Genomic DNA, 26629 nt, shown 5'->3' on the forward strand with positions numbered 1-26629 from the left:
CCATGTTCGGCTCCGAGATATACACCGACCGCCGCTACTGGGAAATCGACCTGCTCCGCGGCATCGGAATAACTATGATGGTGGTCTCGAACTTTGTGACCGATTTACAACTTTTTCTTGGCTATAACGAGAACCCGGCGCTCTGGTGGTTCTTTGCCCGTCTTACTGCCTCAACCTTTGTCTTCGCCTCGGGCCTCTCGATGTGGATAAGCTACTCCAGAACGCTGGGAAAAAGTGCCAGCCCCTACAGGAAGTACTTCAAGAGATTTCTCAAGCTCTTCGGCCTCGGACTGCTGATAACTGCAGTAACGTATTTCCTGAGCATAACAATCCATTTTGGAATTCTCCACTTCCTCGGCCTTGCGACGCTCCTTGGAATGCTTTTTTACAGGTTCGGGCGTCGTAATGCTCTCTGGGCGGCGTTTTTTATCCTGGGATATCTGGTTCTCAGGAACTTCCACGATGGGCTCTGGCTTCTGCCTGTTGGAATAATGCCGGAAAACTATTTCACCCCTGACTACTTCCCGATATTCCCCTGGTTCGGGGTCTTCTTACTCGGAATGACTGCGGGGAGCGTTCTCTATCCTGACGGGAGGAGAAAAAGGGATATTGGTCTCCCGTCGAGTCCATTAGTTCACTTCCTTGCCTTCGCTGGTAGGCACACCCTGGCAATCTACCTGCTCCATCAGCCGGTTCTCGTGGGCCTCCTCAGGCTCATTTACGGTCCTCTTCCCGGCCTTCCAATTTAGATATCCTTGCCGTCCCGTAGCCGACGAAGAGCACCTTGTCCGGATCCAAAGCCTTTAGAACCTCCGGCCTGTGGGTTATTATCAAAGCTGTTATCCCTGCCTCACGGATTATCTCCGCGACCTTCTTGGCCACCCTCATTGCCGTGAGCGTATCGAGATGCGCCGCGAACTCGTCCATCAGGAGGAGGTTTGGCTTCTCGGCCAGAAGCGAGGCTATCTTTGCCCTCTCTTTTTGCCCGGTGCTCAGCTCCGAGAACCTGGCCCTATACAGCACCGCATCGCTCAGGCCGGCCCTGTTGAGTATCTCCACCGCGGCGTTTATGTCCCTGATCTTTCGGTAAACGTGCTCCAATATGCTCTCGGAGCCGAAGTTAGGCTCGAACTCGCCGGGTATCAGGACGGAGGCCTTTACGTTCCCGGGCACCTCTATCCGACCGGTGGTTGGTCTGTATTTCTCCTCCCACCAGCCGTTTGCAGAGCCGAGGATCAGCCTCAGGAGAGTCGTCTTTCCGGCCCCGCTCGCACCCACTATTGCAACCAGCTCCCCGGGCCCTATCTCGAAGTTGAGGTTCCTCAGGACAGGCCTCTGAATGACGCGGTGCCTTACGCCGAAAGCCTTCAGAAGTTCCTGAATCTCCTCCGGCAATCCCCTAATGTCGAGCTCGCTCTCGAAGACCTTGGAGACGTTGACGAAGCGTATCGGCCCGTTCAGGGGTTCAACCTTCCCGTAGCTTGGCCTCCAAAGCCTTCCTTCGGGAGGTGCGTAGGGGTCTTCCTTCAAAAAGCGGTCAATGTATTCTCTGGCGTCTTCGCTCAGCGGGTAGAATAGGACGGGCCTTCCGCTGGCAGTCTCCCAGAGGAACTTGAAGCCGACCTTCTCGAAGAAGGGGTTGTAGCGGGCCATCTGGGCTATGGTCTCGACGAGGTGCTTCCTCTTCCTCATCTCGGGAACCCTGCGCTCGGCTATCCATTCGAGGGCGGATTTAACGCTTAACTGCCCCAGTCCATCGGAGCGGTAGTCTGGATGAACCACAACGCGCGCAATCCTCGCTCCAGCGGTGTTGGTCTCCGCCAAGGCCTTCCATTTGGCCTCTTCCCAGAGGTATGAGCGCGCTATTCTTTTCTTGTATTTCTTCCTCAGCTCCTCGTAAAGCTCTCTCATTATCCTCTCAGGCCAGAAAGCCGGGTGAAACCACTCCTCCGGGAATACCTTTTCCCGGATGTTTTTCTCAACTTCGCCGTTCGGCAGTCTGCGGTGCATGAGGGGTATGGGCGGGTCAATCCGGACGTAGCTCAGAATCTTTGGCTCGTACTCCTCCCTTTCGACGAGCTCAAGGATCAGGAAACGCGATGCCGGAGTAGAACCCTTTATCTCAAGGATGTGCACATCCTCGCTCCCGCAGACGGGACATCTCTGCTTGGTGTTTGCCTCGAAGATGTGCCCGTTCTCACAGCGCCACAGGGCGACCTTCTCCTTCTGGCTCGCGTAGTGGTACTGCTCAAGCTCCGCTATGGCCTCAAAATCACTCTCGTATTTGGCCTCCCTCGCGCGGAGTCTGTAGGTGTAGAGCAGCTCACCGGTTAAAGGCGAGTAGCGCTTTGCCTCGACGGTTTTCTCGAAGAGGGGCCATACAGGAATTTTATCCCCCCCGTAGAACTTCCAGAGACGGTAGTCGTCGAAGTCGAGTACCTTGAGTCCGTCTCTCTCCTTCGGCTCGCTCAAAACTTCAATCTCGACCTCGTCGCCCGTCAGGAACCACTGGGCGACATTACCCGTCATGTAGAGGCGGTATTTTTCCTCCCCGGCCTCAACTTCAAGGATTCCAAACCAGCGGTGTTTGAAGCGCGGGATTTCGCTCCCGACGACCTTCCCGCGTATCATCATGATGACCACCCCTATGAACTCGTCGCCAAAGGTTATAACGTTAGCCCAGAAGTTCCTTAACTTTTCTCACAACCTCCCGTGCGTCCCTACCGAAGATTAGAACCATTGGCTCCTTGCCCCAGTCCCCGAGGTGATAAACTAAGTCGGGCTTTCTTCCGGCCTTCTTTACAGCGGTCTCGATGCCCCATTCCATCGTTCCCCTCTCGGCTCTCTTCACTTCCTCCGGCTCCTCCCGCCTGTCGTAGAAGGAAACCGTGAGACCGAGCTTTTCAGCGCGCTCTATCAACCCTTCCGAATAGCGCAGGTTTAGGACGGCCCGGACTTCAGGATAGAACTCACGCATCTTAAGCAAAGCCCTCCTCAGGTGGTCGCTGGCGTTCAATTCGACCGGCCCCACTGGTTTTACGGCTTTTCCGTAGCGGACGATTCTGCCCTTGACGGCGAAGACCTCGCCGAGGGGAGTCGCCAGTGCGAAGTTGGTCCCGACCTCGGGGACGTGAGGGTTAAGTTGTTCCCCCAGCTTCACGAGCTCTTCAACGGCCTTTTCAAGCTCTTCTCTTGCCCTCCAGCGGTGGGAATCTCTCTGGAGCTTCCAGAGGGGATTGACGGCCTTTGCCTCTGTCTTCGAGAACCGTATGGAGTTTTCGACGAAGCGCTTGGCCCTTTCGACAGCTTCGGGAAGCTCAAGGCCCTTGGCGAGGAAAGTGGCTAAAGCCGAGGAGAAGGCACAGCCCGTCCCGTGGGTGAAGCCATCAACTTTTCTTCCCTTAAACTCGAAGAACTCCCCGTTCCAGTAGAGGAGATCGGTTAGGTCCAGGTGTCCGCCTTTGACTATTACCGCCTCCGCTTTCAGAGTTTGGGCGATGAACCTGGCAGATTCCTTCATGTCCTCGATCGAGCGGATTTTAAGACCGCTTAGAGCTTCGGCCTCCGGGACGTTTGGGGTAACTATTGAGCCCTCCACAAGGACTTTGAGCGACTCGATGTCGTCCACGAGCTTTTCCCCGGTGCTTGAAGCCATCACCGGGTCGAAGACCCTCCTTAAACCTTCCGTCTCCTTGGCGACGGCCTTCGCTATTCCCCCGCTCCCAAGCATTCCGATTTTGACTGCATTAATATCGAAATGTCCCTTAACGGCCCTTAACTCCCTCCTCACGACTTCCGGGGGAAGGGGATGGTATCCCGAGACTCCCTCCGGGTTCTGGTAGGTTACCGCTGTCAGAACCGGGAGCGGGTGCTCGCTCAGAGCCGAGACAGTTTCGATGTCGGCCTTCAAACCCGCCCCGCCCCCGGTGTCGAGGCCGGCTACAATCAAAACGGCCAACCCTATCACCTCAGCTTCTCAAGGATTTCGAGGGCCGCTTTTCTACCGCTCAGGAACATTCCGCCGAATATTGGTCCCATTCTCGGGGCACCGCTTATCGCGTTCGCGGCCATTCCAGTGACGTAGAGGCCGGGAAAGATTTCCCTCGTGTGCTCGACGGTCAGCTCTTCCCCCTTCTCGGCCCACATCGGGCCCTCCCCGGGAACCTCAAGCATGCCGCGCCTGACGAGGTGCTGACTTATCTGCGCCCCGTGACCCGTTGAATCGATTACAAACTTCGCCTCAACTGTTAAAGGGTCCACGTGGAGGCCCGTCATGAGAACCGGCGTCCAGTTGATCACTATTCCAGCCACGCGGTCGTCCTTGACAACCAGGTCCTCGACCTCGACCATGTTGAAGAACCGCACACCGGCCTTTACAGCCTTGCTCGCTATCGTCGTTGCCGTCTCGATTGCATCTGCCACGTAGAGGCCTTTTCCGAAGGGCTTGTACGTTATCCCGAACTCGTCGAGGATTTCCCTCGCTTCTTCCTGCACGACTATTTTGTTGAAGCCCATCGCGCCGCCCCAGATTCCGCCACCGATTGAGAGCTTCTTTTCAAATATCGCAACCTTGGCCCCGTTCTTGGCGAGGTAATAGCCGGCAACCATGCCAGAGGGGCCCGCGCCCACAATAGCGACGTCGAGGCTCAAGCTCTCGAGAAGCTCCCTCGTATAGGCCTCGATTATCGCCCTGCTTATCTCCGTCTCCCTAAGCATCGTGACCACCCAAAACCTTTTAAGCCGCGGTAAAAACTAAGTTTTGAAATTTAAAAACTTTGTTATAAACGGGTTTTAAAACCGGGTGATGGGAATGACCCAGCTTGAGGAGGCCAAACGCGGGGTAATCACCGAGGAGATGAAGTTCATAGCCGAGAGGGAGGGTATAAATGCCGAGAAGCTCAGGAAGAGCGTGGCCAAAGGCCACACCGTAATCTTCCGCAACGTCCGCCACGACTGGGTGAAGCCGGTAGCTGTCGGGGAAGCTGTCCGCGTTAAGGTGAACGCCAACATAGGCACCTCCCGCGACATAGTGGACGTCGAAGCTGAGATAGAGAAGGCCAAGGTCGCCCTCAAGTACGGCGCTGACACGATAATGGACCTTTCCACCGGCGGTGACCTTGACTCCATAAGGAAGGCCATAATGCACGCCGTTGATGTGCCAATCGGAACGGTGCCGATTTACCAGGCCGCCGAGGAGATGCTAGCAAATGGGAAGGCCATCATCGAGATGAGCGAGGACGACATGTGGAAAGCCCTTGAGAAGCACTTCAGGGACGGCGTTGACTACACCACTATTCACGTTGGAGTAACCAGGGAAGTCGTCGAGAAGATGAAGAGGGTAAAGAGAGTTGTCGGCATGGTCTCGCGCGGAGGAACATTTTTGGCGGCATGGATACTCCACTGGGGCGAGGAGAACCCCTTCTACAGGGACTACGACTACCTCCTTGAGCTGGCCAAAGAGTACGACGTCGTTCTCAGCCTCGGCGACGGGTTAAGACCGGGTGGACTTCCAGATGCCGGCGATGAGCTTCAAATAGCGGAACTCTACACCCTCGGGAGGCTCGTGAAGCGCGCGAGGGAAGCGGGCGTCCAGACGATGGTCGAGGGGCCGGGCCACGTCCCGATTGACCAGATTCCGGCCCAGGTGAAGCTCGCCAAGGTTGCAACGGACAACGCGCCCTTCTACGTTTTGGGGCCAATAGTCACGGATATCTTCCCGGGCTACGACCACATCACGGCGGCTATAGGCGGGGCGATAGCCGCTTTAAACGGCGCGGACTTTCTCTGCTACGTAACGCCGGCGGAGCATCTCGGACTGCCAACGGTGGAGCACGTGAGGGAGGGCGTGATTGCAGCAAGGATAGCAGCCCACGCGGTAAACCTGACGCGCTTCGAGGCGGACTTCAGGAAGGACTACCTCATGAGCGTCGCGAGGGGCAGGCTCGACTGGGCAAAGCAGTTCGAGCTGAGCGGGGACAGGGACAGGTTCATTGAGATAAGGAAGGAGAGGCCGACTAAAACAGAGGCCTGTTCGATGTGCGGTGACCTCTGCGCGATAAAGCTCATCAACGACATGCTGAGGAAGGGTGAGGCCGAGTGAGGCTCATCTACCGCGGCAAAACGAAGGACGTTTACGAGGATGGCCCGTATCTAGTCTTTTACTTCAAGGACTCCCTGCTGGGCGAAGACGGCAGAGAGGACACGGGTGGCAACGAGGTGATAGGCGAGAGACCGGGCAAGGGGACTGCAGTTCTTGGACAGACGGAGTTCTTCTTCAGCCTGCTGGAAAGGAACGGGATAAGGACCCACTTCGTCGAGCGGATTGACGAGCGGAGGGCGCGCTTTCTGAAAGCAGAGAGGATTCCGCTGGAGACTATATACCGCTTTAAGGCTTACGGAAGCTTTCTCAGGAGATACAGAGGCTGGGTGAAGTCCCTCCAAGAGCTGGGAATAGTTGAGTTCACCCTCAAGGACGACTCGCTCGGCGACCCCCTCATAACCGAAGAAGCAATATTACAGCTAGGTATAGCGAGCGAAGGGGAGCTGGAGAAAATGAAGGAGGTAACGAAAAGGGTCGCCGAAATCCTGGCGGAGTTCTTCTCCGCTAAGGGGCTTGAGCTAATAGACTTCAAGCTGGAGTTCGGCAGGCTGAATGGAGAGCTTCTGGTGATAGACGAGCTCAGCGGCGACACGATGCGCGTTATGAAGGGTGGAAGGCTTTTGAGCCAGGAAGAGCTCCTGGAGGTGGTAGAATGATAATCTCCACCATAGCTTCCCATTCCTCACTTCAGATACTCCTGGGGGCAAAGAGAGAGGGTTTCAGAACGAGGCTCTACGTCAAACCGGGTAGAAAGGCTTTCTACTCCTCCATCCCGCTTGTCGATGAAATCGTCGTAACGGAAAACATGAGGGAAGTACTCGGTGATGACGGCATCATCGTACCCCACGGCTCTTTTGTGGCATACCTTGGCATAGAGGCCATCGAGAAAGCAAAGGCTAAGTTCTTCGGCAACAAGCGTTTCCTCAAGTGGGAAACCAGCTTTGAGCTCCAGGATAGGGTCCTTAAAAAGGCCGGAATTCCGATGGTTGAAGTCATCGAGCCCGAAGAGGCTAAGCCAGACGAGCTTTACTTTGTCCGCCTTGAGGGACCGAGGGGCGGAAGCGGGCACTTCTTGGCTTACGGTTATGAACTGGAGGAGAAGACCAAAGGCCTGAGCGAACCCTACAGGATTGAACGCTTCACAGACGGCGTTTACCTCTACGTCCACTTCTTCTATTCGCCGATTTTAAACCGTTTGGAGCTCTTCGGCGTTGATGAGCGCCTGGTCATCGCGGACGCAAACAAGAGGCGGCCCTTCAGGACCCTCCCATACACCATTGCGGGAAACAAGGCCGTAGCGCTGAGGGAGTCGCTCATTCCAGTGCTCTACGATTATGGATTGGCTTTCGTCAAGGCCATGGAAGAGCTTGAACCTCCCGGCATCATAGGTCCCTTCGCTCTCCACTTCGCCTACGATGGTGAATTCCACTGCATAGGCTTCGCCTCACGCATAGACGGCGGCAGCAATGCCAAACACTGGTACTCGGCCCTCTACTGGGAGAGGCCGATGCTCATGGGCGAGAGGATAGCGCGCGAGATTAAGTTCGCCCTCGAGGAGGACCGCCTTAAGGAGGTGGTAACTTGACGTACACGGGTAGAACTCTAGGAATTGGCCTGATGAACGGCGAGCCCTTCGCCTTTTATTTGCTCTGCTCCCGCTCCTTCCCGAAGAGAAAGGCCATCGTTAAAGGGAGGGCAGTTTACATCGAGAACCTGACGGAGACGGACAACCCCTACGTCAGTTACCCCGTGGTGAGGCTCCTTGACGGGTACGCCGTTGTCACCAACGGCCTCCAGACGGACTTTATCGCTCAAACCCTTGAGTGGGAGAGCCCCAAGAAGGCTCTAACCCACGTTTTAGACGCCCTCGACTACGAAAGGGACAATTACAGCACGCCGAGAATAGCGGGTATAATCGGGACCGATGGCAGGGGCTGGTTGGGCTTCGCCGGCCGGGACGAGTTCTGGGTGAAGACTCTGGGACTCAAAGATGGAAAGGCCTTCGTAACGGCAACATACGATCTCGGCCTTGTCGAGCTCGATTTCCCGGTCTTTGGGAGTGCAGAGGAGCTTGCCGAGAAGGCTATGGAGTTGCCCTTCGAGAACAAGGTTCTGGCGATTGGGGTGGTTAATGAGGGTAGTAAGTGGAAAGTGAGGGCCTTTCCCTAAACATTTTTATGCCCTTCGTCGAACGTTAAGATGGTGATTTTCATGGAAGACCCCTACGCATGGATGGAGAACCTCGAAGATGAGCGGGTTATCAGGCTCGTTGAGGAGGAGAACAGGCGCTTCAGGGAGTTCATTGGGGAGCTGAGCGACGAACTGTTCCCGGAGGTATGGGAGTACTATTCAATGCCGGCCCTCTACGGCGCAAAGCTCACCGAGAAGGGCATCATAGCAATGTACAAGGAGAGGGATAGACAGCTTATCAGGTGGCTCGGTGGAGACCTCATAGTCGACTCCAAGGCCCTTGAGGAGGAGCTCAACGACGAGGTTCTGCTCCAGGGCTTCACCGCCGATGGGAAGGGGAGGTTTTTGGCTTACAGTTTTTCAATAGGCGGCGCCGACGAGGGCATAACCCGAATCATAGACCTCGAAACCAGGAGGCTCATCGACGAGATGAAGCCCTCGGTCTGGAATGTTACCTTCCTTAAGGACGGCTACTACTTCTCCCGCTTCTACCGGCACGGGGAGACGCCCGATGGGGTTAAGGCTCCAGCGGTGAGGCTCTTCTGGAAGGACGGTAGCGGGGAGAAGATGGTCTTCGGCGAGGGCCTCGGCTCCGGCTACTTCATCGGGCTGAGGAAGAGCACCGACGGAAAGTGGGCGATGGTAACCGTGACCTTCGGCTGGAACAGGGCAGAGGTATACGTCGGGCCGATTGAGGAGCCGGGAATGTGGAAGAAGGCCTATTCGGCGGAGGTGCCTGCGGAGCCGATCGATGTAATCGACGGAAAGCTCTACGTCCTTACGAAGGAAGGAAAGGGCCTCGGAAAGGTTATAACGGTAGAAGACGGCGAAGTTACCGAGATCATCCCTGAAGGGGAATTCCCGCTGGAGTGGGCGGTCATCGTGGACGGTAAAATCCTCGCCGGCAGGCTCGTCCACGCGAGCCACCGGCTTGAGGTCTACTCGTTCGATGGAGAAAAGCTTGACGAAGTAACTTTTGACCTCCCGGGAAGCGTCTATCCACTCGACACCGACGGGAAGAGAGCTTTACTCCGCTACGAGAGCTTCACGGTTCCGTACAGGCTCTACGGGTTCGATGGGAAGCTCAACCTCATAGAGGGGCAAGAAGTTGAAGGGGACTTCAGGGTCGAGGAGGACTTCGCGGTCTCGAAGGACGGGACGAGGGTTCACTACTTCCTCGTTAAGGGAACCAGAGATGAGAAGAAGGCGTGGGTCTTCGGCTACGGCGGCTTCAACATAGCCCTGACCCCGAGGTTCTTCCCGCAGGCGATACCCTTCATAAAGCGCGGCGGAACCTTCGCCATGGCCAACCTCCGCGGCGGTTCCGAGTACGGCGAGGAGTGGCACAGGGTAGGAATGAGGGAGAACAAACAGAATGTCTTCGATGACTTCGTAGCGGTTCTCGACAAGCTCAAAGGCGAGGGTTACCGGGTAGCGGCTTGGGGTAGGAGCAACGGCGGACTTCTCGTCTCGGCAACGCTCGTCCAGCGGCCGGACGTGATGGACGCCGCGCTGATAGGCTATCCCGTCATTGACATGCTCCGGTTCCACAGGCTATACATCGGGAGCGTCTGGGTTCCCGAGTACGGCAATCCCGACGACCCGAAGGACAGGGAGTTCCTGCTGAAGTACTCACCGTACCACAACGTGAAAAAGCAAAAGTATCCGCCGACGCTCCTCTATACCGGCCTCCACGACGACCGCGTGCATCCGGCGCACGCCCTGAAGTTCTTTGCTAGGATGAAGGAAGTCAGTAAAGATGTTTACCTCCGCGTTGAGACGAAGAGCGGCCACATGGGTGCCTCTCCGGAAACGAGGGCGAAGGAGCTGACGGATTTGCTGGCCTTTGTCATCAAGGCTGTTTGATATCCTGCCCATTTTCATTTTGTTCCGGGAAGCTCGAAAAGTTCTTATATCTGGGAATGAGAGTAATAAATCAGGGGCTGAATCATGTACGGCAAAAGGATATCAACGGGTATCCCAGGACTCGATGTCATGCTCAGGGGCGGTCTAATACCTGGAAGGACGTACCTCGTCAAAGGTGCTCCCGGTACGGGTAAAACAACGCTCGCAATGCACTTCGCAATGGCGGGCATCGCCAACGGTGAGAACGTCCTCTACGTGACGCTTGAAGAGCCGGCCGAGAACCTTAGGGCGGACATGGCCAAGATGGGCTTTAGAATCAACGACAGCCGATTCACTCTGATAGATGCAACACCGACCTCGGAGAGGTACGTCCTCGTGGAGGACTTCTTCGAGTCGTTCGCCGGCAGTCTGGAGAAGATGACAAACGCGATAAGGGAACAGATACGGGAGAGGCATTACACAAGGGTCGTGCTCGACCCCGTGACCATGCTGAAGCTAACAGCCTCCGACGAGATGGAGTACCGAAAGGCTTTCCTGGGATTCGTGAAATCCATGATGCGCATGAGGGCCACTGTCCTGATGACATCCGAACTTCAGAAGACTGATATCGAGGAATATCTCGTGAGCGGTGTTATGGAGCTGAGGATGTTTGATATTCAGGGTACGCTCTACCGCGGACTGAAGATACTGAAGTTCAGGGGTAGTGGGTTTGATCACAGCATGCGCCCCTATGAGATAACCGACAGGGGAATAGTCGTCCACCACGACCGCGTCATTTCACTACCCTGACGCCTCTATCATCGCCATTATCTTTCTGTGGAGCTGTTTTATCATCTCCCTTCTGTCCTCCATGAGGACCACGTCGCTTGAGCCTATCACCTCAAGGTTGAAGGCGAACGGACTTGGGAGTTCGTTGTGCTCGACCACCACCTTTATCCTGCCCTTTTTAATCCAGCCCAGGAAGAGTTCGGCAGCCTCAACGTCCATCTTGTCCTCCATTATCTCACGGTAGACCTCCTTAAGCAGCGGAAAGTCCGGATGGTTTTCCTTGAGAACCCTCAGCAGTGCCACTGCCATAACCTGCTGCCTCCCGAGGCGCTTGCTCCTTCCGATGTATCTCCTAAGTATTAGAAGCCCGCGGTTGGCGACGTGCCTGAAGCGCCTCTTGAGGAGCTCCGTGTTGTCAAGGGCCCTCTTAAGAACATCACGGAGATCTTCAATTTCAAACAGGGACATTATCTCCTCATCACTCAGCCTTTTTTCGGGTGGAAGGAGCAAGGCGAAGCCGTTGTCGTTTATGGCAACACCGACGTTGGTCTTCTTTTTCTTGCTCACGAGATATGCAAAGGCCCTGCTCAGGGCATCGTTGGCTCTTCTCCCGATGAGTGTGTGGAAGAAGTAGCGGTTGCGCCTCTCCCCAAGGACCTCTTCAACGAGAACCGTCTCATCGTCTGGAACCGTTGAATACTTCACCTGCTCGCGGAAATAAGCTAAAATCGCCTTGGCTGCCCTCTCGTCTATGCCGTACTTTCTCATGAGCAGGCTCTTGGCGCGGCGATTTCCCACGAGACCTGCAACCTCTCTCCTGAAGCGCTGGACATCTAAAGCTAAGTCGAAGCTGAGCGGAAGCATCTCCGAGAACCAGGCTGGAATGGTGGGCTTAGCCCCCTCACGGGGAATCACATAAATCTTGTTGCCCCTGCTCTTGACGAACTCGTAGGTTCTCCCAGCTAAAACGAAGATGTCGCCGGGCATCAGCCTCTCAGCAAACTCCTCCTCAACCGTTCCGATCATCTGCTTGTCCATGGTGTAGACCCGAATCTTTGCCTCGTCCGGTATTGTGCCGACGTTCATGTAGTAAATCGCCCTCGTCATCTTGCCGCGTCTCCCAAAGCGGCCGTCCTCAAGCCATATCTTCGCGTAGACCTTCCTCTCCTCCAGGCCGGCGTACTCGCCTGCCAAATACCTCAGCACGCTCATGAAGTCATCAAAGGGCAGGTCGCGGTATGGGTAGGCACGTCTCACAAGCCTATATGCCTCCTCTACGTCCCACACCTGGTTGAGCGCCATCCCGAGGAGGTGCTGAACGAGAACATCGAGGGGGTTCTTGGGAATCCTTATCCGGTCAAGCCTTCTGTTGCGGGCGTTGTGGGCCAGGACGGTAACCTCGACGAGGTCGTCGCGGTCGAGGGCGAGGATTACTCCTTTGCTGATGTCGTGGAGCCTGTGGCCGGCCCTTCCAATCCTCTGTAGGGCTCTATTAACGCTCTTCGGCGAACCGATGAGGATCACGAGGTCAATCGTTCCAATGTCAATCCCGAGCTCAAGGCTCGTCGAAGTCACAACCGCCTTAAGCTCACCCCTCTTGAGCCTCTCCTCAACGTCCAGGCGAACCTCCCTTGAAAGGCTTGAGTGGTGTGCCTCTATTAAACCCTCAAACTCCGGATAGCGCTTTTTCAGGTTGTATGCGACCCTCTCAGCGCCACTCCTTGTGTTTGTGAAGATTAGCGTTGTCCTGTGCTCCCTGATGAGCTCCGCCAGACGGCGGTACAGGGCATTGCTGAGCGTCCCAGCGTCCGTGTAAACGAGGTCATCTACAACGCTCTCGACCCATATTTTAGTCTCCTTGGCGAAGCTGACGTCGACTATCAGGCCCGGCCTCGGCTTCCCATCGTCACCGAAGCCGAAGACGAATTTGGCGACCTCCTCAAGCGGATGAATCGTCGCGCTCAGTCCTATCCTCACGAACTCGTTCTCCGACCAGTGGGCGAGCCTCTCGACGCTGAGCGCGAGGTGAGTGCCGCGCTTGTTCTCGGCTAAGGCGTGAACCTCGTCTATGATGAGGTATTTGACCGTCTTAAGCCTCTCGCGGAACTTGGGGGCGTTCAGGGCTATGGCGAGGCTCTCGGGGGTTGTGATCAGGATGTGCGGCGGCCTCTTCACCATCTTGCTCTTCTCGTAGCTTGAGGTATCGCTCGTCCTTATGCCCACCCTTATGTCCGGAATCTCGTAGCCGAGCTCCTTTGCCACTTCCTTTATCTCGGCCAGGGGCCCCTCCAAGTTGCGCTTGATGTCGTTGTTCAAAGCTCTCAGCGGGGAGACGTAGAGCACGTAGATTTTGTCCTCAAGCTTTCCGGCCTTGGCCAAGAGTATCAGCTCGTTTATGGCCGCGAGGAAAGCCGAGAGGGTCTTTCCAGAACCTGTTGGAGACGAGATAAGCACGTTCTCTCCTCTGTGGATCTCGATGACCGCGTACCGCTGTGGTGGCGTAAATGTCCCAAACTTCCGCCTAAACCACTCCCTAACCGGCTCGCTGAGTATCTCAAATATCTCCTCGTCAGTGTATTCTCTCTCGGCGTAACGTATTCCCTGCCCGCTCATCGGGGGATGGTTGGGCTTTGGATTTTTAAACTATTCGGTTAACCTAACAAACTTTTTAAGTGTCGATTAAGAACTGAAATCGGTGAGAGAATGGAAAGGAAAACTGGACAACTGGGGAAAATCCTTGAGGAGTTCAACAGGCTTCATGGAAGCGAGGCCCAGGCGAGAATACTTCGGGTTGAGGGTGACGAGGTCATCATTGAGTTCTCCGGCTCCTTCTGCGCCACGTGCGGACTCTACGACTACTTCGATGATATCAAGTGGGAGGCCATGGACTTCGGCCTGGAAATAGAGCCGGTGGAGGTTCTTGAGGCTGAGGAAGATGAGTTCGAGCACGGTCGCTATGTGGTGAGGTACAGGGTTGGAAAAGTCCCCTCCTTGGAACTCCCAGATAAAGATTAAAAGCTTCCCACCGGAATCCCTAACATGAACCCGCTCCTCCTCGCTCTCTTCGTCATCCTCCTCTGGGACGGTTACTTTTTCTTCAATTACATAATTAGCCTCTTCAAGAATTACAGAATTCGGGAATGGTCTCCCAAAGTCTCAATCATTATCCCTGCTTACAACGAAGGAGAAAGGGTTCTTAGGGCGATAAAATCTGCTCTCGCTCAGAATTATCCCGACTTCGAAGTTATAGTAATTGACGACGGGAGCGAGGACAACACCTTCAAAGTGGCTTCCTCAGTAAAAGACCCCCACCTGAGGGTTTACAGGGCAGAGCATGGAGGAAAGGCTAAAGCCTTGAACTTCGGCCTCTCGAAGGCCAGTGGGGAGATTGTAGTCACGACCGACGCCGACAGCTCTCTCGAACCTGATGCCGTGGGAGAGCTGGTGAGGCGCTTCTACTCCGATGAAGTCCTCGGCGTCGGCGGTCAGGTCCGCGTCGCCGGAAGCTCTTTTCTTGAGATGGCGCAGGATGCCGAGCACCTCAGGATAGCGATGTTCCGCAGGGCGAAGGAGCTGGACGACCTGAGCCTAGCCCCGGGCCCGATAGCGGCCTTCCGCAGGGAGGCCCTTGAGAGGATAGGCGGCTTCGTTGAGGATATAGTTGAGGACTACGCCACGACGAAGGCCGTTAAGGAGTTTGGGAAGGTCGTCTACGCTCCCCGCGCGAGGGTCTGGACTGAGATGCCAAAGAGCCTAAGGATCCTTTGGGGACAGAGAAAGCGCTGGTTTCTCGGCGACCTGAAGAACCTTGGCGGCGGTTTCACCAAGGACCTGGCCTTTCTGCTCCTCTCCGATGTTGTGGCGTTTTTCGATGTGATTGTTCCTCCTCTTCTTCTCATCACCGGACAGTTTGAGCTCTTCGCCCTATGGTGGTTCTTCGAGACCTTCACGATGCTTTTACCGACTCTCTTCGAGGGCGGTAGGCTGATAAACGCGCTCCTGTTTCCGGTCATAGTCTGGTTCTGGGCGGCCTTTTACCTAGCGCTCCACGTTTATGGCTACCTCTCGGTGCTCCCCGGGAGGGTATGATGCAACACTGAGCGAAAACCTTTTAAGTGCTCAACCATGTGCTACATAGACTATATAGATTATGTGTCAACAAATAGACTATAGTGATAACGATGATAATCCCGACGGCTCTCTTCATGGCGTGGGCGATAGGTGCGAACGACAGTGCAAAGGCCGTTGGAACTGCCGTTGGCTCAGGGGTTATCGGCTTCAAACGGGCCGTGCTGCTCATAGGTATCTTCACAACGCTCGGCGTTATCATCGGTGGTTCCAGCGTTTCTGGAACGGTCAGCGGACTGGCCGAGGGAATGTCCGCGGTTGAGGTCGGTCTCGTCCTCTTCAGCGCCGCCTCCGCTGTAACCCTCGCGAGCCTCTGGGGAAGGCCAATCTCAACGACCCAGTCCATAATAGGTGGCCTCGTCGGGGCTTCCCTTGCCCTTGGACTGCCGGTCGACTGGTGGACCGTTGGAAAAATAGCATCGGCGTGGGTTCTCTCACCGATCGTCGCCGCGCTCTTCGCGGTGGCCGTCTACCGTCTCTATAAGCCCATGGTGAGGAGGATAAAATGCCTAAGAAACCTTGAACTGACCCAGAAGTGGCTCGTCTTCACGGCGGCGGCTTTTTCGGCCTTCAACCTCGGTGCCAACGAGCTCTCCAACGTCGCTGGACTGATGGAGGGCCTAGGAATCAACGGCCCCTTCAGACTGGCTCTGGCCATTACCCTGGCTCTGGGAGCACTGACCTTCAGCTACGAGGTGATGATGACGGTCGGAAGGGACATCTCACCCCTCGGGCCAACGTCGGCCTTTTCAAGCCAGTTCGGTGCATCTTTAGCAGTGAGCGCGGCCAACCTCATCGGCCTGCCCGTCAGCTCGGGCCAGGCCATAGTGGGGGCCATAAGCGGCCTGGGCCTCTACAAGGGCGAGCATGTGAACCTCAAACTCCTCGCGGGGATTGTGAAGGGCTGGGTAATAGCCCCGGTTTTCGCGGGAACCATAGCATACGTTCTCATCACGTTTTTAGCTTAGGCTTTTAAACCCCCCGCCGAAGGTCTCAGCGGTGTTGAGAGATGGTCGAGTTCAGGTTTGAGGTCAGGGCGAGAGACGCCGCCGGAAGGATAGGGAAGCTGACCGTTAACGGAAAAACGATAGAGACTCCAGCTATAATGCCGGTCATCAACCCGAAGCAGCTTATAGTGACACCGAAGGAACTCAGGGAGATGGGCTTTGGAATGATAATCACTAACTCCTACATCATCTACAAGACGCCCGAACTCAGGGAGAAGGCCCTTGAGCTTGGAATCCACGGGCTCCTCGGTTACGACGGCATAATCGAGGTGGATTCCGGCTCCTTCCAGCTCATGCGCTACGGCGGCGTGGACGTCACGAACCGCGAAATAATCGAGTTCCAGGAGATGATAGGCGTCGATGTAGGCACCTTTCTTGACATTCCGACCCCACCGGATGCACCGAGAGAGAAGGCCGAGGAGGACCTCAGAATAACCCTTGAAAGGGCAAAGGAAGCCGAGGAAGTCAAGAACATCGCGATGAACGCGGCAGTCCAGGGATCCACCTATCCTGACTTGAGAACCTATGCCGCTAAAAAGCTCAGCGATATGAACTTTGAGATTCACCCGGTTGGGGCAGTCGTCCCGCTGATGGAGAGCTACAGATATAAAGACCTTGTTGATGTAGTTATCGCTTCAAAGCAGGGGCTCAGGCCCGACAGGCCGGTTCACCTCTTCGGCGCAGGCCACCCGATGATTTTCGCTTTAGCGGTCGCGATGGGGATTGACCTCTTCGACTCAGCCAGCTACGCCCTCTACGCCAAGGATGACCGCTACCTGACGCCCGAGGGGACGAAGAGGCTTGAGGAGCTCGAGTACTTCCCCTGCTCCTGTCCGGTCTGTTCCCGCTACACGCCTCAGGAACTCCGCGAGATGCCGAAGGAAGAGAGGACGAGGCTTCTGGCTCTCCACAACCTCTGGGTAATCCGCGAGGAGCTCAACCGGGTCAAGCAGGCGATAAAGGAGGGAATCCTCTGGGAGCTCGTCGATGAGCGCGCCCGCTCACACCCGAAGATGTTCGCCGCCTACAAGAGACTGCTGGAGTATAGGGACTACCTCGAAAAGAACGAGCCGGTGACCAAGGCGAGTGCCTTCTTCAAGGTGAGCGAGGAGGCACTGCGCTGGCCGACTGCTGTGAGGGCTAAGGAGAGGGCAGAGCGCGTTAAGAGCAAGTTCCCTGAGACGGTAGAACACCCTATATTCGGCGGGATTCCGAAGTACCTCAGCCTCAGCTATCCCTTCGCCCAGAGCGAGGGCGAGGAGGACTTCACCATAACCAAGCCCGCCAGGGGGGAGGCGAGGAGCTACATCATGGCCATAGCGGAGTACCAGTTCGGAGAAGGCGCTGGGGAAGCGTTCAGAGATGCCTTCGTCGAGCTGTCGAGAAAGACCGGAATGCCGAGGCAGATAAAGGCCAAGGGCAAGCACCTCGCGACCTTCAGGGCTGAAGATGGCCTCTTAACCCTCGGCATCGAGGGGGCTAAGAGACTCCACGAGATACTGCCGTTCCCGAGGATGCGCGTTGTGGTTAACAGTGACGCTGAGCCCTTCGCGAGGAAGGGTAAGAACGTCTTTGCCAAGTTCGTCGTTGATGCCGACCCCGAGATAAGGCCCTACGACGAGGTTTTGGTGGTGAACGAGAGGGACGAGCTCCTAGCGACTGGACAGACACTCCTGAGCGGTGAGGAACTGAAGGTCTTCCGGAGCGGTTTAGCCGTGAAGGTTCGCAGGGGCGTTGGGAAGTAGAAAATTTTATAACGTCCCTCCCTTCTCCTATTTCGGGCGGGCCCGTGGTCTAGATGGTTATGACGCCACCCTTACAAGGTGGAGGTCCGGGGTTCGAATCCCCGCGGGCCCACCATAACAGCCCTTTCTGACGAAAGCGCTGGCGGAAAATTGGGTGCCTTTTCTAAGAATTAGCAAGTTCCGAAATGGGTTTTTTACTCAACTTGCTCTTTGGTGAGTGTTTTGCTTGGAAAGGCGCCCGTTGGGCGCCGAGAATAAAGTTAAAACTGCTTTGGAGTTGTTATTTGAGATATAAACCCCTCTTAAAGTTGTCTTTAGTTAGTGCACAGCTAATCACTGCTCATTTAATGAGAAGGGTACTGTTTTGGTCAAGCTTTTTCTAAAAGCTTGTTCGCCTGCGCGACGTCGAGCTTTGCTCGACGCAAGGGCGATGTTTCTGCAATAACCCGCTTTATCTCCTCAGCGCAAACTCCAGCACGGGGTCGGCTATGTGGTAGGTAATATTCCTGCCCTTGACCTTTTTCTCTATAAACGAGGCTTTGAGGAGAGCGTCAAGGAGCCTAGCAAGGGTTGCATCCGTTATCTCGCGCTTTTCCGCTTTTTCAAGCTCCCCCTTTAGCTCGCTCCAGGTGTTTTTTCCGCGGGCTATTGCATGGAGAATTGTCAGATATCGCTTTCTCGCGAGGGGTCTCTTCTCAAGGAAGCGGTCAAGCTCCCCCAAAGCCATCTTTGAAGCCTCTTCAAGAACCCCATCCACTGTTTTTCTGCTCAGTCCCTCTCTGAGAGAGATTACCCCGAATTTAACAAGCCATCCAACTATGCCGTCAAGCCTATTAACTGCATCCTCCAGAATCTCCTCAGGGGCTTCTATTCCTGCCTGTTCAAAGCCTTTACGCAAAAAATCGAGGCTCTGCTCTCTTGAGAACCGTGAAAGCTCTATCTCGTGAAAAACTCTCCCGTAAAGGGGGGCAGTGGGGTCCTTAATACCTGCGAAGTCATAGAGCAGTCCGACCTCACTTCCGGTTAATATGAAGCTCGTCTCTCCGTAGTCGTAGAAATGGGCTATCAATGAAGCCAGCTCCTTTCCGGCTGGCCCTCTAATCTCCTGAACCTCATCGAACGCTATTAGGAATCCCTCTCTTTCAAGGGCGGAGATCAGGGAATACAACGTTTCGGGGTTCTTCCACGAGAGCGAGACGCCCACACCGGAAATCCTCACACCGTCTATGAGCTTTATCCTGTCCTTCAATCTTTTGAGGAGGGGGGCGTTTTTCGAGAGGTATTCGTTGAGTGCCGCCTGAAAGCGGAGGTAGAGGTCACGCCTTGAGTTGGGGTTCACTCCCCTGAGGTCAACTATAACGTGAGGGAGTTTCGCTTCGTTGAGGGCCACCCTTAGGAGGGAGGTCTTCCCAAGCCTGCGTATTCCTTTGAGCAGTATGAGGGGCTTCCGTGAGTTTATGGAGCTCAGTAGCTCTTCCAACTCACTCTCCCTGTCATAGAGGTCATCTCTCCTGACCTTGGGTCTTTCATCAAAGTACAAACTACCACCCCGATAGTATACTATCACCCCGATAGTTAAAAGGATTTAGGTTGGCCTCTTCTCTTCCTCCGGGAACTTCCAGTTTCTGGTTATTTTCGTCACGTTCCGGACGAGGGCCTTCTCCTCCGGGTGCCTTGAGACCAGCTCCTCAAGGAACGAGATGAGCTCGTCGTAGGCGGGCTTGTCTATCGGGAAAGGCACTCTATCTTTCCCCCCGACGGCGTAGGTGAACTTGAAGGGGTCGGGCGGATGCGTTACGGGGTCTTTCCAGCTCGGGTGGACGTCGTAGACCAGCTCAAGGACGAGCGAGAGAGCGCGCAAAGTGCTCGGGCCGAGGCCCTTGAGAAGGAGAAACTCATCGTAGTTGCTCACACTAAGCTCGCGGGCAAACTCTAATGCCCTCTTGTTCAGCTCAAACCTTCCCAGACTTTCGTAGCGCCTTAGGATGGAAACCTCATTGACGTTGCGGGGCTTGTAGTAAACGAGCGGGCGGTAGCCTTTTGCGAGCGCTTTCAGACTCTCAAGCTCGCGCTCTATTTTAACCGGGTCCTCCTGAACCACATCGAGGAGCGTCTTCTGGTATTCTTTGGCTTCCTTTGAGACGGTGTTGAGGGCGAACTCCCTCTGCAGGCCCGCTATTGCCTTATGTGGGTCGAGCGTAAAGGTTTCGGCATCGAACCAGTGGAAGCGCCTCGCCATCCTCTCCCTCTCGTTCATCCCCTGCTGTACCACTGCCCAGTTGCCTTCCTCATCGAGGAAGAAGACGTGGTGGTAGAGCCCGTAGCCGGTCTGGAGCGCAACCGTGTCAACCTTGGCTACGAGACGTGATGTTCTGACGTAAGGCTCCGGATCAAGGTCGTAAAGCTCCGCTATTCCCCTAAGCTCCTCCGGTGTAGCACGGCTCTTCTTCCCCTTGCCCCCTGCCGCTTTAACCCCAAGCTCCTCTCTCCAGAGGGCGTCCTTTATCATGCCCGCCGTTACGGTTGTCGAGCCGGAGGAGTCCCAGTCCATCCCGATGACGTTGTTAAACGCCTGGAACCAGACCGGGTCGGAGAGCCTCTCAAGGAGGCCCTTCGTTCCGTACTCCTCGACTGCGAGAACCAGCACTAATCGGGTGAGCTTCCTCATCCTCTGGGCTAGCCACGCCGGGACGCGGCCGCCGTGGAGGGGCAAATCTGCAACGTTCCTCATCATTATTTCCTCGTATCAAAACGATTTAACCTTTGCCACAACCTTTTTATCCCCCGGCACGTTTACCCCATCGTAAACCCACGGGAGGTATGCTCATGGGAGTTGAAAAGGTTCCGAAGTACGACATTCCGACCAAGAAGGTTGACTACGTTTTTATCGAACTCGACAAGATGAAGCCCCACGAGCAGCTCGTTCAGAAGGAGCTTGAGGCCTTCATCGAGAGCGTTACCGGTAGTGGAATCTTCTGGAAGCCCATGCTCCTTGCCAAGGTTCCCGGTGAGGACATGTACCTCATCGTTGACGGCCACCACCGCTGGGCCGGTCTCCAGAAGCTCGGTGCCAAGAAGGCCCCCTCCGTTATACTCGACTACTTCAGCGACGACGTCAAGGTTTACACCTGGTATCCGGCCTTCAAGGGAAGCCTTGAGGAGGTTCTTGAGAGGCTTAAGAAGGAAGGCCTCGAAGTCATCGAGGACCCCAATGCTGAGGAGAAGGCCGAGAGGGGCGAGATAGCATTTGCCCTCGTCGGCGAGAAGAGCTTTGCCATACCCGGAGGCCTTGATGAGCAGAAGAAGGTCAGCAAGGTTCTCGACGAGATGAGCGTCGAGGGTAAAATCGAGCTCATCTACTACGGCCTCAAGGAGGACGCCAGAGAGGATATGGCAAAGGGTGAAATCGACTACGTCTTCATCAGGAAGGCCCCGAGCAAGGAAGAGGTTATGGAGCTCGTCAAGCGCGGCGAGGTCTACTCCCCGAAGACCACCAGGCACGTCCTGCCCTTCAACCCGGACAAGATCGACGTCAAGCTTGAGGAGCTGTTCTGAAACCTTTTAACCTCTTTTCCCTACTTTCTACGCCGATGACGAGGGATCAACCGGCTGAAGGATGATGACCAGTCCAGGAGGCCGAGGCATGCTCAAGGGATTGATATTCGACGTTGATGAGACCCTGGTTTACTATGAGGGTTACAATCACAGGGAATGGTACGAGAAGTGGGTTATGCCCGCCCTTCAAGAGCGGGGCATCGAGCTGGACTACGAGACATACAGAAAGACGGTAACCGGTGAACTGCCAAGGAGCTACGTGAAGCGGTTCGGGATAGACCACGTGGAGTTATGGAAGATCATTGACGGTGTGAACCTCCGCTACCGGAGGGAAATGGCGCGGCTCGGCAGGATAAAGCCGTTCCCCGATGTTGGTGCGCTGGGAGAACTGAAAAAGATGGGTCTGAGGCTGGCCGCGGTGAGCAACGCTTCCCAGGAGTGCACGGAGTTCGTTCTGAGCCTCTTTGGCCTGGAGAAGTATTTCAACGTTGTGTACGGCAAGGACTACTCCAACCTTGACGGCGTCAAGCCAAGCCCCTACCTCGTTGAAAAGGCCCTGAAGACGCTCGGTCTGAAACCCAGAGAGACTATGATGGTAGGCGACAGTCATCATGACGTGCTCGCAGGAAAGCGCGCCGGCATGAAGGTGGTTAACGTAACGCGCTTTGGTGAAATTGATGGTGCCGACTACTACGTGAACGACCTGTGGGAGCTTGTGGGATTGATAAGAAAAATTTTGGGGACTCAATCCCCGTAGAATTCCTTTTCAAAGACGTCTATTCCAACTTCCATGCTTTCGAGCCAGTCGAGGAATTTCCCGACGTTCTCGTCCCTGAATATCGCACCGTGCTGGGGGGCTATGACCTTTGGATTCAACCTTCTAACCGAGCGAACCCACGCCCTCAAAGCTTTAGTTGAGCTCATATATCTCCTGTGAAAGCCTTCCATGTGCTTGGCGTGTTCATCAAAATCCTCGACGAAGAGGTACCACTCACCCTCCGGAAAGGCCGCCGCACCTATGTCAGTGCTGAAGAGGATTCCGCTCTTCTCGTCGTAGAACGAGAAGTTGCCGGGGCTGTGGAGATAATGGGACGGGATGGCCTTTATCTTAGAGCTTCCGAGCTGGAAGTCCATTCCCTTGTCGGGTATCCCTATGGTCCTGCCAGCGCTTAGAACCGCCATATGGGGTATGAACCGAACCCACAGCTCCGAGACGGCTACCTTTGCGAGGGGCGCGTATTCGAACCACAGGTTTAGTCCAGCCACAACGTCCGGATCTTGGTGGGAGTACATAAGATATTTTATCTGCGTCGGAGGAACGAGTGAAGTAACGTTCTTTAGCACACGGGAGAAGACAAAGAACCCTCCCGGTTCTATCAGGGCCGCTTCGCTTCCGTCTATGACCAAGTACTGGTTGGTGAGTATTCCCTTCTCATCCTCGCTCTCCTCTATTCCGAGCCAGTAAACCCTGTGCTCCCCATCGTCGTAGAGGGGGTAGCTGTTCATGTTCTTTATCATTCAAACACCTCCAACGGGAACCCAGACGTTAATCATGTGTGGGCCTTCTATCCTTGAGATGAGTTCCAGAGCGCTGCGGGCGGAGTCTTCATCCTTAACCTTAATTGTGAGAACGCCCTTCTCATCTCGGTACTCCACCGCGCGCACCTGTGTCCCGGCCAGAAGTATCTTGAAGGATCTGAGGCCGTCCTGGGTGACCCCTGAAACGTAGAGAACCGTTTCTCCAATGTCCTTTCTGAGATCACCGACGACCTCAAGGAACTTGCCTCTCTCTATTATATGGAGCCCCGTGTAAACCATCTTGGACTTTGATAGGAAGTTAGCAACGCTCATGGGGTCTGAAAAATCAACGATCTCAATGAGTTTTTGTGTTTCTAGGCTCTCGGCAGTGGGTTTCAAGGCTTCACCTTCTGCCAGTTCCCTGAGGCCTTTTGCGATTCCCTCAACTAACAGTTGAAGGGTCTTTCCCAGAAAAAACTCTCCCCTTCCCTTGTATGAGAGCTCCATAGCGGCCTCGGTCTCCTTTTGCCATTCCTTTAATGTAACAACAAGGATCAGATGGCTTTTCTCTCCAGTTCCTTCGTAAACATAGCTGTTGAAGTCCTGTGCATATTGAAACCTGTAAACATCCCTGAACTTGAAAACGAACCTGGGAAGTTCTATCTCCGCAGTTAGGCCGTCTTTGGTACTGACCCTGACGACGTAGGGCCAGTTTGTTATGAAGGAGGGAGCATCATCAAGAACACGCTCAATTGCCTCTTTGGGAGCGGGAATCTTCACGATCGTACTCTTTCGCTTCATTGTAACACCCCTAGAAGTTTGAGAAGCCTGAGATATGCTCCTTCCACGCCCTCTTGCGGGTCTATTGGAAATACAAAGTACACATCCCCCTCATCGGAAAACTTGACCTCTAGTGGAGCATCATGAAAAGAGACACCCATGTCAATCCGACCTATGTGGCCATCTTCGACTTTGGCTGTTCCGACCAAGTGAGGAACCGCCCCAGAGTCATTCATACTTACAACAGACGGCCACAAGCGGTACAGAATGTCAAAAGGTTCGACACGATAACCCGCGTTCTTAAAGTTCCGAGTTTTCAATTCATTAAACACCATTCCAACCACATCTTGCAAATTTTCCAGCTGTTTGAATTCACTTTTAAATAGTGATAAGTTTAATATTTAAGTTTGTCGTTTGAAGTTATTACCTTAAACTTATTTTGGCCCCCAAATTTTATTAAGAAACTCAAACTTTCTCGTTTTTAAGTTTGAATCCCAAACTAACGGCACGCTTAAATACATTGGAGTGACTACTTAAAATAGTGGTGACAATGGAAGCTCTGAGTTTCAAATGTGAGAGGTGCGGTGCGCCCCTCGAGGTTTCGCCCGAAACGATAGTCGCGATCTGTCCCTACTGCGGCTTTCCCAACCACCTGAGCGGCAACCTGAAGACGGATAACATCTTCATAGTCCCGACACTCGACAAGAACGCCATTGCCAAGGCCTTCTGGGATAGGGTTGAGAGGGACTTCGACCTCAAGAGAATGAAGGAGAAACTGGAGATAGTTGAGGTGGAGGGGCACTACACCCCCTACTGGGTCGGGACGGTTCACGTAGAGGGTATCGTGGAGTACACCGTCCGCGAGGAGGAATGCCACACGGACTCAAAGGGAAACACCCACTGCCACACCGTTGAGAGGCACTACAGGGACAGGATAAACGAGAACCTTCCGCTCATAGGATCCGCACGGAGGCAGGTGAAGAGCCTCGGCGTTGACGATATGATAAACCACTACGCCCGTTCCAGACCTGAGGGGAAGAAGCTCCTTGAGCTGGGGGAAGACGAGTGGGGAAAGGTGAAGCTTGAGATACTCAACACGGAGATGGACGAGACCCAGGCAAAGACGATAATGCGGGAGGACGCTATAGATGTGATAAGGGACCGCTACTCGGCCAAAGCCGACAGGATAGACCGCTTTGACATCACCGCGGACGAGCCCGAAAACGTTCACCTCGTTCTCCTTCCGATGTGGACCGTCTATTACCGCTTCGAGAACTCCATATTCTACACGGTCTTCGCGGGCTGGGACGGGAAGGACGTCATGTCCACCGAGCCGATGCCCGTCTGGAGGCGCGCCCAGTATCTCGCTGGAACGGTCTTCGGCATTTTGATAGGGGCAGCTGGAGCAGCTTACGGGGGAATCAATGGGGCACCGGTGGTGTCAATCCTGGCGATCCTCCTCGGCGCCGGGGCGAGCGGCTACTTCGGAAGGCTCGTTCTGGAGGGACAGAGAATAGAACGCTCCGGCGGAATCCTTGGAAACTTCGCCGGGGCCTTTAAGAGGTGATCACGATGGAGGTTCAGTGTCCCACTTGCTCGGCCAGGTTCAAGGTCCCCGATACGGTTAGCGTGGCCACGTGCCCCTACTGCGGCACAACCTTTCACGTCCACACTGGAGAGAAAAGCGAGGAGGAGCACTTCTTCTTCCCACCGATGAGGAAAGATGCCGGGGGAGTTCTCCTTAAGTTCCTTTCAAGGCAGTACGGGGCTCCGGCCGATATAACCGGCGCGAGAATAACGAAAAAGGAACTCCACTGGGTTCCGGTTTACTTCTTCTACCTCCACGGAAGGAGCACCCGCTGGTCCACCGTCGAGGAGGTGCGATTCCTTGGCATTCCGGCCGCCTCAAAGTTCATGAAGCTCCTTGACCACTACCCGTTCCCCATCAGAGGGAAGCGCTTTTTCGACGAAGCGACTGTGAAAAAAGGAAAATACTACGAGCCTGAGCTGACGAAGGAGCAGGCGGAAGCTATGGCAAAGGCCGAGATGGAGGGCGCACTCAGGAGCGAGGCAAGAGAGGAGGACAAATCCGTGGGCGGAATGGAAATCGAGGTTCGATATCTGGGACTGATCCACTACCCAGTCTGGGAGGTTCACTATGAATACGGCGGGGAGAGCTTTGCCGGCTACGTCGATGGGACCGATGGGCGGGTTATCCTCGGTGAGTATCCTCTCATGAGCAGTGCCAGAAAAAAGGCGACGGTTTTGGGAGCCGGGGTTCTGGCGGCCGGCCTGGTCTTCGGCGTTGCCGCCGCAGGTGCGTACGGAAGTGCCTGGGGTCTCATCGGAGGTCTGATTCCTGCCGGCGTCGGGGCATTTGGGATATTCTCCAAGGGCTCCGTCAAGAGGAGGAAGGTCAGCGAGGTCATGAGGACCGGTGAGGGGAACCTGTATTTCAAGCCTATGAGGTGATAACATGGGGAAGGAGACCAAACTTTTGGAGAAGATAGAACTGATCGTTCCCGGATACCACGGCTACAAGAAGAAGGAACTGCTCAGGGAGGACGACAGGATAGTACGGGGAAAGGTGGCAGACATCATAGCTCTCGCACGGAAGGACCTTGAGAGGGCCATGCAGAGGTGTGCCATGCTTAACTGCGCCCAGCTGGTTGCGATAGACACCATGAGGAAAAAGCTAATCGCCCTTGAGAGCAGGATCAGGCATGCCGAGGCGGGCTACTCCGGATACTTTGACAGGATATCGGTCAGGGAGAAGGAGATAGAGAGACTCATAGAGTACGACGCAAAGCTGATAGAGACGGCTCAGGCGGTAGAAGCGGCCGTGAAGAGGCTCAACGGCGCTATGGCAGACCCGAATTCCCTGGGGATGGCGGTGTTTGAGCTCGATGATAAGGTGAGGGAACTCGAGGAGCTTCTCGATGGAAGAAAGAGGGTAATAATGGGTGATTGAT

General features: G+C 55.0%; 25 protein-coding genes and 1 tRNA gene. 17 read left to right on the forward strand and 9 right to left on the reverse strand.

From position 1 onward, the window contains the following. Positions 1-2 precede the first annotated feature (2 nt). On the forward strand, positions 3-749 hold the full coding sequence (locus tag E3E25_RS04705) for a heparan-alpha-glucosaminide N-acetyltransferase (protein WP_167892025.1): 747 nt from the start codon (positions 3-5) through the stop codon (positions 747-749). Here the strand turns inward: E3E25_RS04705 and E3E25_RS04710 are convergent. From E3E25_RS04710 to E3E25_RS04720, 3 genes are read right to left on the reverse strand one after another with little or no spacing between them, the layout of a single operon-like run. Next, positions 715-2634 carry an ATP-binding cassette domain-containing protein gene (locus E3E25_RS04710; RefSeq protein ID WP_167892686.1) on the reverse strand — a complete coding sequence of 640 codons (1920 nt, stop codon included), beginning with the start codon at positions 2632-2634 and terminating at the stop codon, positions 715-717. The genes E3E25_RS04705 and E3E25_RS04710 overlap by 35 nt on opposite strands. A gap of 40 nt (positions 2635-2674) precedes the next feature. Next, positions 2675-3958 carry a bifunctional hydroxymethylpyrimidine kinase/phosphomethylpyrimidine kinase gene (thiD, locus tag E3E25_RS04715; RefSeq protein WP_167892026.1) on the reverse strand — a complete coding sequence of 428 codons (1284 nt, stop codon included), beginning with the start codon at positions 3956-3958 and terminating at the stop codon, positions 2675-2677. A 5-nt stretch (positions 3959-3963) separates the two neighbouring features. After that, positions 3964-4716, reverse strand: a complete 753-nt coding sequence (locus E3E25_RS04720) for a sulfide-dependent adenosine diphosphate thiazole synthase (RefSeq protein WP_167892027.1) — start codon at positions 4714-4716, stop codon at positions 3964-3966. Positions 4717-4810: 94 nt separating this feature from the next. On the opposite strand from E3E25_RS04720, the gene thiC reads away from it, so the two are divergent. From thiC to E3E25_RS04750, 6 genes are all read left to right on the forward strand, one after another. Next, positions 4811-6100 (forward strand): phosphomethylpyrimidine synthase ThiC, encoded by a 1290-nt coding sequence (gene thiC, locus E3E25_RS04725; protein ID WP_167892687.1) that lies wholly within the window; start codon positions 4811-4813, stop codon positions 6098-6100. Continuing rightward, complete coding sequence (locus E3E25_RS04730; protein WP_167892028.1) at positions 6097-6756, forward strand: phosphoribosylaminoimidazolesuccinocarboxamide synthase; 660 nt, start codon at positions 6097-6099, stop codon at positions 6754-6756. Before thiC ends, E3E25_RS04730 begins: the two co-directional genes overlap by 4 nt. After that, positions 6753-7685, forward strand: a complete 933-nt coding sequence (locus E3E25_RS04735; protein WP_167892029.1) for a formate--phosphoribosylaminoimidazolecarboxamide ligase — start codon at positions 6753-6755, stop codon at positions 7683-7685. Before E3E25_RS04730 ends, E3E25_RS04735 begins: the two co-directional genes overlap by 4 nt. Next, positions 7682-8269 (forward strand): IMP cyclohydrolase, encoded by a 588-nt coding sequence (locus E3E25_RS04740; protein ID WP_167892030.1) that lies wholly within the window; start codon positions 7682-7684, stop codon positions 8267-8269. The genes E3E25_RS04735 and E3E25_RS04740 overlap by 4 nt, the downstream gene beginning before the upstream one ends. A 42-nt stretch (positions 8270-8311) precedes the next feature. After that, positions 8312-10156 carry a prolyl oligopeptidase family serine peptidase gene (locus tag E3E25_RS04745; RefSeq protein WP_167892688.1) on the forward strand — a complete coding sequence of 615 codons (1845 nt, stop codon included), beginning with the start codon at positions 8312-8314 and terminating at the stop codon, positions 10154-10156. 84 nt (positions 10157-10240) lie between these two features. Continuing rightward, entirely contained in the window at positions 10241-10945 is a 705-nt protein-coding gene (locus E3E25_RS04750; protein WP_167892031.1) for an ATPase domain-containing protein, read from the forward strand. On the opposite strand, the gene E3E25_RS04755 is transcribed toward E3E25_RS04750, so the two are convergent. After that, positions 10937-13537, reverse strand: a complete 2601-nt coding sequence (locus tag E3E25_RS04755) for an ATP-dependent helicase (RefSeq protein WP_167892032.1) — start codon at positions 13535-13537, stop codon at positions 10937-10939. The genes E3E25_RS04750 and E3E25_RS04755 overlap by 9 nt on opposite strands. A gap of 90 nt (positions 13538-13627) precedes the next feature. On the opposite strand from E3E25_RS04755, the gene E3E25_RS04760 reads away from it, so the two are divergent. The 5 genes from E3E25_RS04760 (at position 13628) to E3E25_RS04780 (ending at position 17919) form a co-directional block, all read left to right on the forward strand. Beyond that, positions 13628-13939, forward strand: a complete 312-nt coding sequence (locus E3E25_RS04760) for a hypothetical protein (protein WP_167892033.1) — start codon at positions 13628-13630, stop codon at positions 13937-13939. Between the two features lie 24 nt (positions 13940-13963). Beyond that, entirely contained in the window at positions 13964-15013 is a 1050-nt protein-coding gene (locus E3E25_RS04765) for a glycosyltransferase family 2 protein (protein ID WP_167892034.1), read from the forward strand. 92 nt (positions 15014-15105) lie between these two features. Next, positions 15106-16020 (forward strand): inorganic phosphate transporter, encoded by a 915-nt coding sequence (locus E3E25_RS04770; protein ID WP_240910785.1) that lies wholly within the window; start codon positions 15106-15108, stop codon positions 16018-16020. A gap of 41 nt (positions 16021-16061) precedes the next feature. Then, complete coding sequence (gene tgtA, locus E3E25_RS04775) at positions 16062-17804, forward strand: tRNA guanosine(15) transglycosylase TgtA (protein ID WP_167892035.1); 1743 nt, start codon at positions 16062-16064, stop codon at positions 17802-17804. A 38-nt stretch (positions 17805-17842) separates the two neighbouring features. Then, a tRNA-Val gene (locus E3E25_RS04780) sits at positions 17843-17919 on the forward strand. Between the two features lie 336 nt (positions 17920-18255). Here E3E25_RS04780 and E3E25_RS04785 read toward each other — a convergent pair. Both E3E25_RS04785 and E3E25_RS04790 read right to left on the reverse strand, forming a co-directional pair. Beyond that, positions 18256-19344: an ATP-binding protein gene (locus E3E25_RS04785; protein WP_167892036.1), complete on the reverse strand. Its 1089-nt coding sequence runs from the start codon at positions 19342-19344 to the stop codon at positions 18256-18258. A 45-nt stretch (positions 19345-19389) separates the two neighbouring features. Next, positions 19390-20535 (reverse strand): DUF763 domain-containing protein, encoded by a 1146-nt coding sequence (locus tag E3E25_RS04790; RefSeq protein WP_167892037.1) that lies wholly within the window; start codon positions 20533-20535, stop codon positions 19390-19392. Between the two features lie 95 nt (positions 20536-20630). Here E3E25_RS04790 and serK point away from each other — a divergent pair, with 95 nt between their 5' ends. Beyond that, complete coding sequence (gene serK / locus E3E25_RS04795; RefSeq protein WP_167892038.1) at positions 20631-21359, forward strand: L-serine kinase SerK; 729 nt, start codon at positions 20631-20633, stop codon at positions 21357-21359. Between the two features lie 88 nt (positions 21360-21447). Continuing rightward, positions 21448-22116 carry an HAD family hydrolase gene (locus E3E25_RS04800; protein WP_167892039.1) on the forward strand — a complete coding sequence of 223 codons (669 nt, stop codon included), beginning with the start codon at positions 21448-21450 and terminating at the stop codon, positions 22114-22116. On the opposite strand, the gene E3E25_RS04805 is transcribed toward E3E25_RS04800, so the two are convergent. The 3 genes from E3E25_RS04805 to E3E25_RS11505 are packed head-to-tail and all read right to left on the reverse strand — an operon-like array spanning position 22104 to position 24001. Then, positions 22104-22877, reverse strand: coding sequence for an MBL fold metallo-hydrolase (locus tag E3E25_RS04805; RefSeq protein WP_167892040.1), 774 nt, complete (start codon positions 22875-22877; stop codon positions 22104-22106). The two genes, E3E25_RS04800 and E3E25_RS04805, sit on opposite strands and share 13 nt — an antisense overlap. Next, positions 22878-23678 carry a hypothetical protein gene (locus E3E25_RS04810; RefSeq protein WP_167892041.1) on the reverse strand — a complete coding sequence of 267 codons (801 nt, stop codon included), beginning with the start codon at positions 23676-23678 and terminating at the stop codon, positions 22878-22880. Then, positions 23675-24001 carry a hypothetical protein gene (locus tag E3E25_RS11505; protein ID WP_206204605.1) on the reverse strand — a complete coding sequence of 109 codons (327 nt, stop codon included), beginning with the start codon at positions 23999-24001 and terminating at the stop codon, positions 23675-23677. The genes E3E25_RS04810 and E3E25_RS11505 overlap by 4 nt, the downstream gene beginning before the upstream one ends. A gap of 206 nt (positions 24002-24207) precedes the next feature. Between E3E25_RS11505 and E3E25_RS04820 the strand changes: the two genes are divergently transcribed. The 3 genes from E3E25_RS04820 to E3E25_RS04830 are packed head-to-tail and all read left to right on the forward strand — an operon-like array spanning position 24208 to position 26628. Next, positions 24208-25224, forward strand: a complete 1017-nt coding sequence (locus E3E25_RS04820; RefSeq protein WP_167892690.1) for a hypothetical protein — start codon at positions 24208-24210, stop codon at positions 25222-25224. 5 nt (positions 25225-25229) lie between these two features. Continuing rightward, on the forward strand, positions 25230-26129 hold the full coding sequence (locus tag E3E25_RS04825) for a hypothetical protein (protein ID WP_167892043.1): 900 nt from the start codon (positions 25230-25232) through the stop codon (positions 26127-26129). Positions 26130-26133: 4 nt separating this feature from the next. Beyond that, complete coding sequence (locus E3E25_RS04830; RefSeq protein WP_167892044.1) at positions 26134-26628, forward strand: hypothetical protein; 495 nt, start codon at positions 26134-26136, stop codon at positions 26626-26628. Position 26629 lies beyond the last annotated feature (1 nt).

The organism is Thermococcus sp. MAR1, from assembly GCF_012027305.1.
Lineage (GTDB): Archaea > Methanobacteriota_B > Thermococci > Thermococcales > Thermococcaceae > Thermococcus.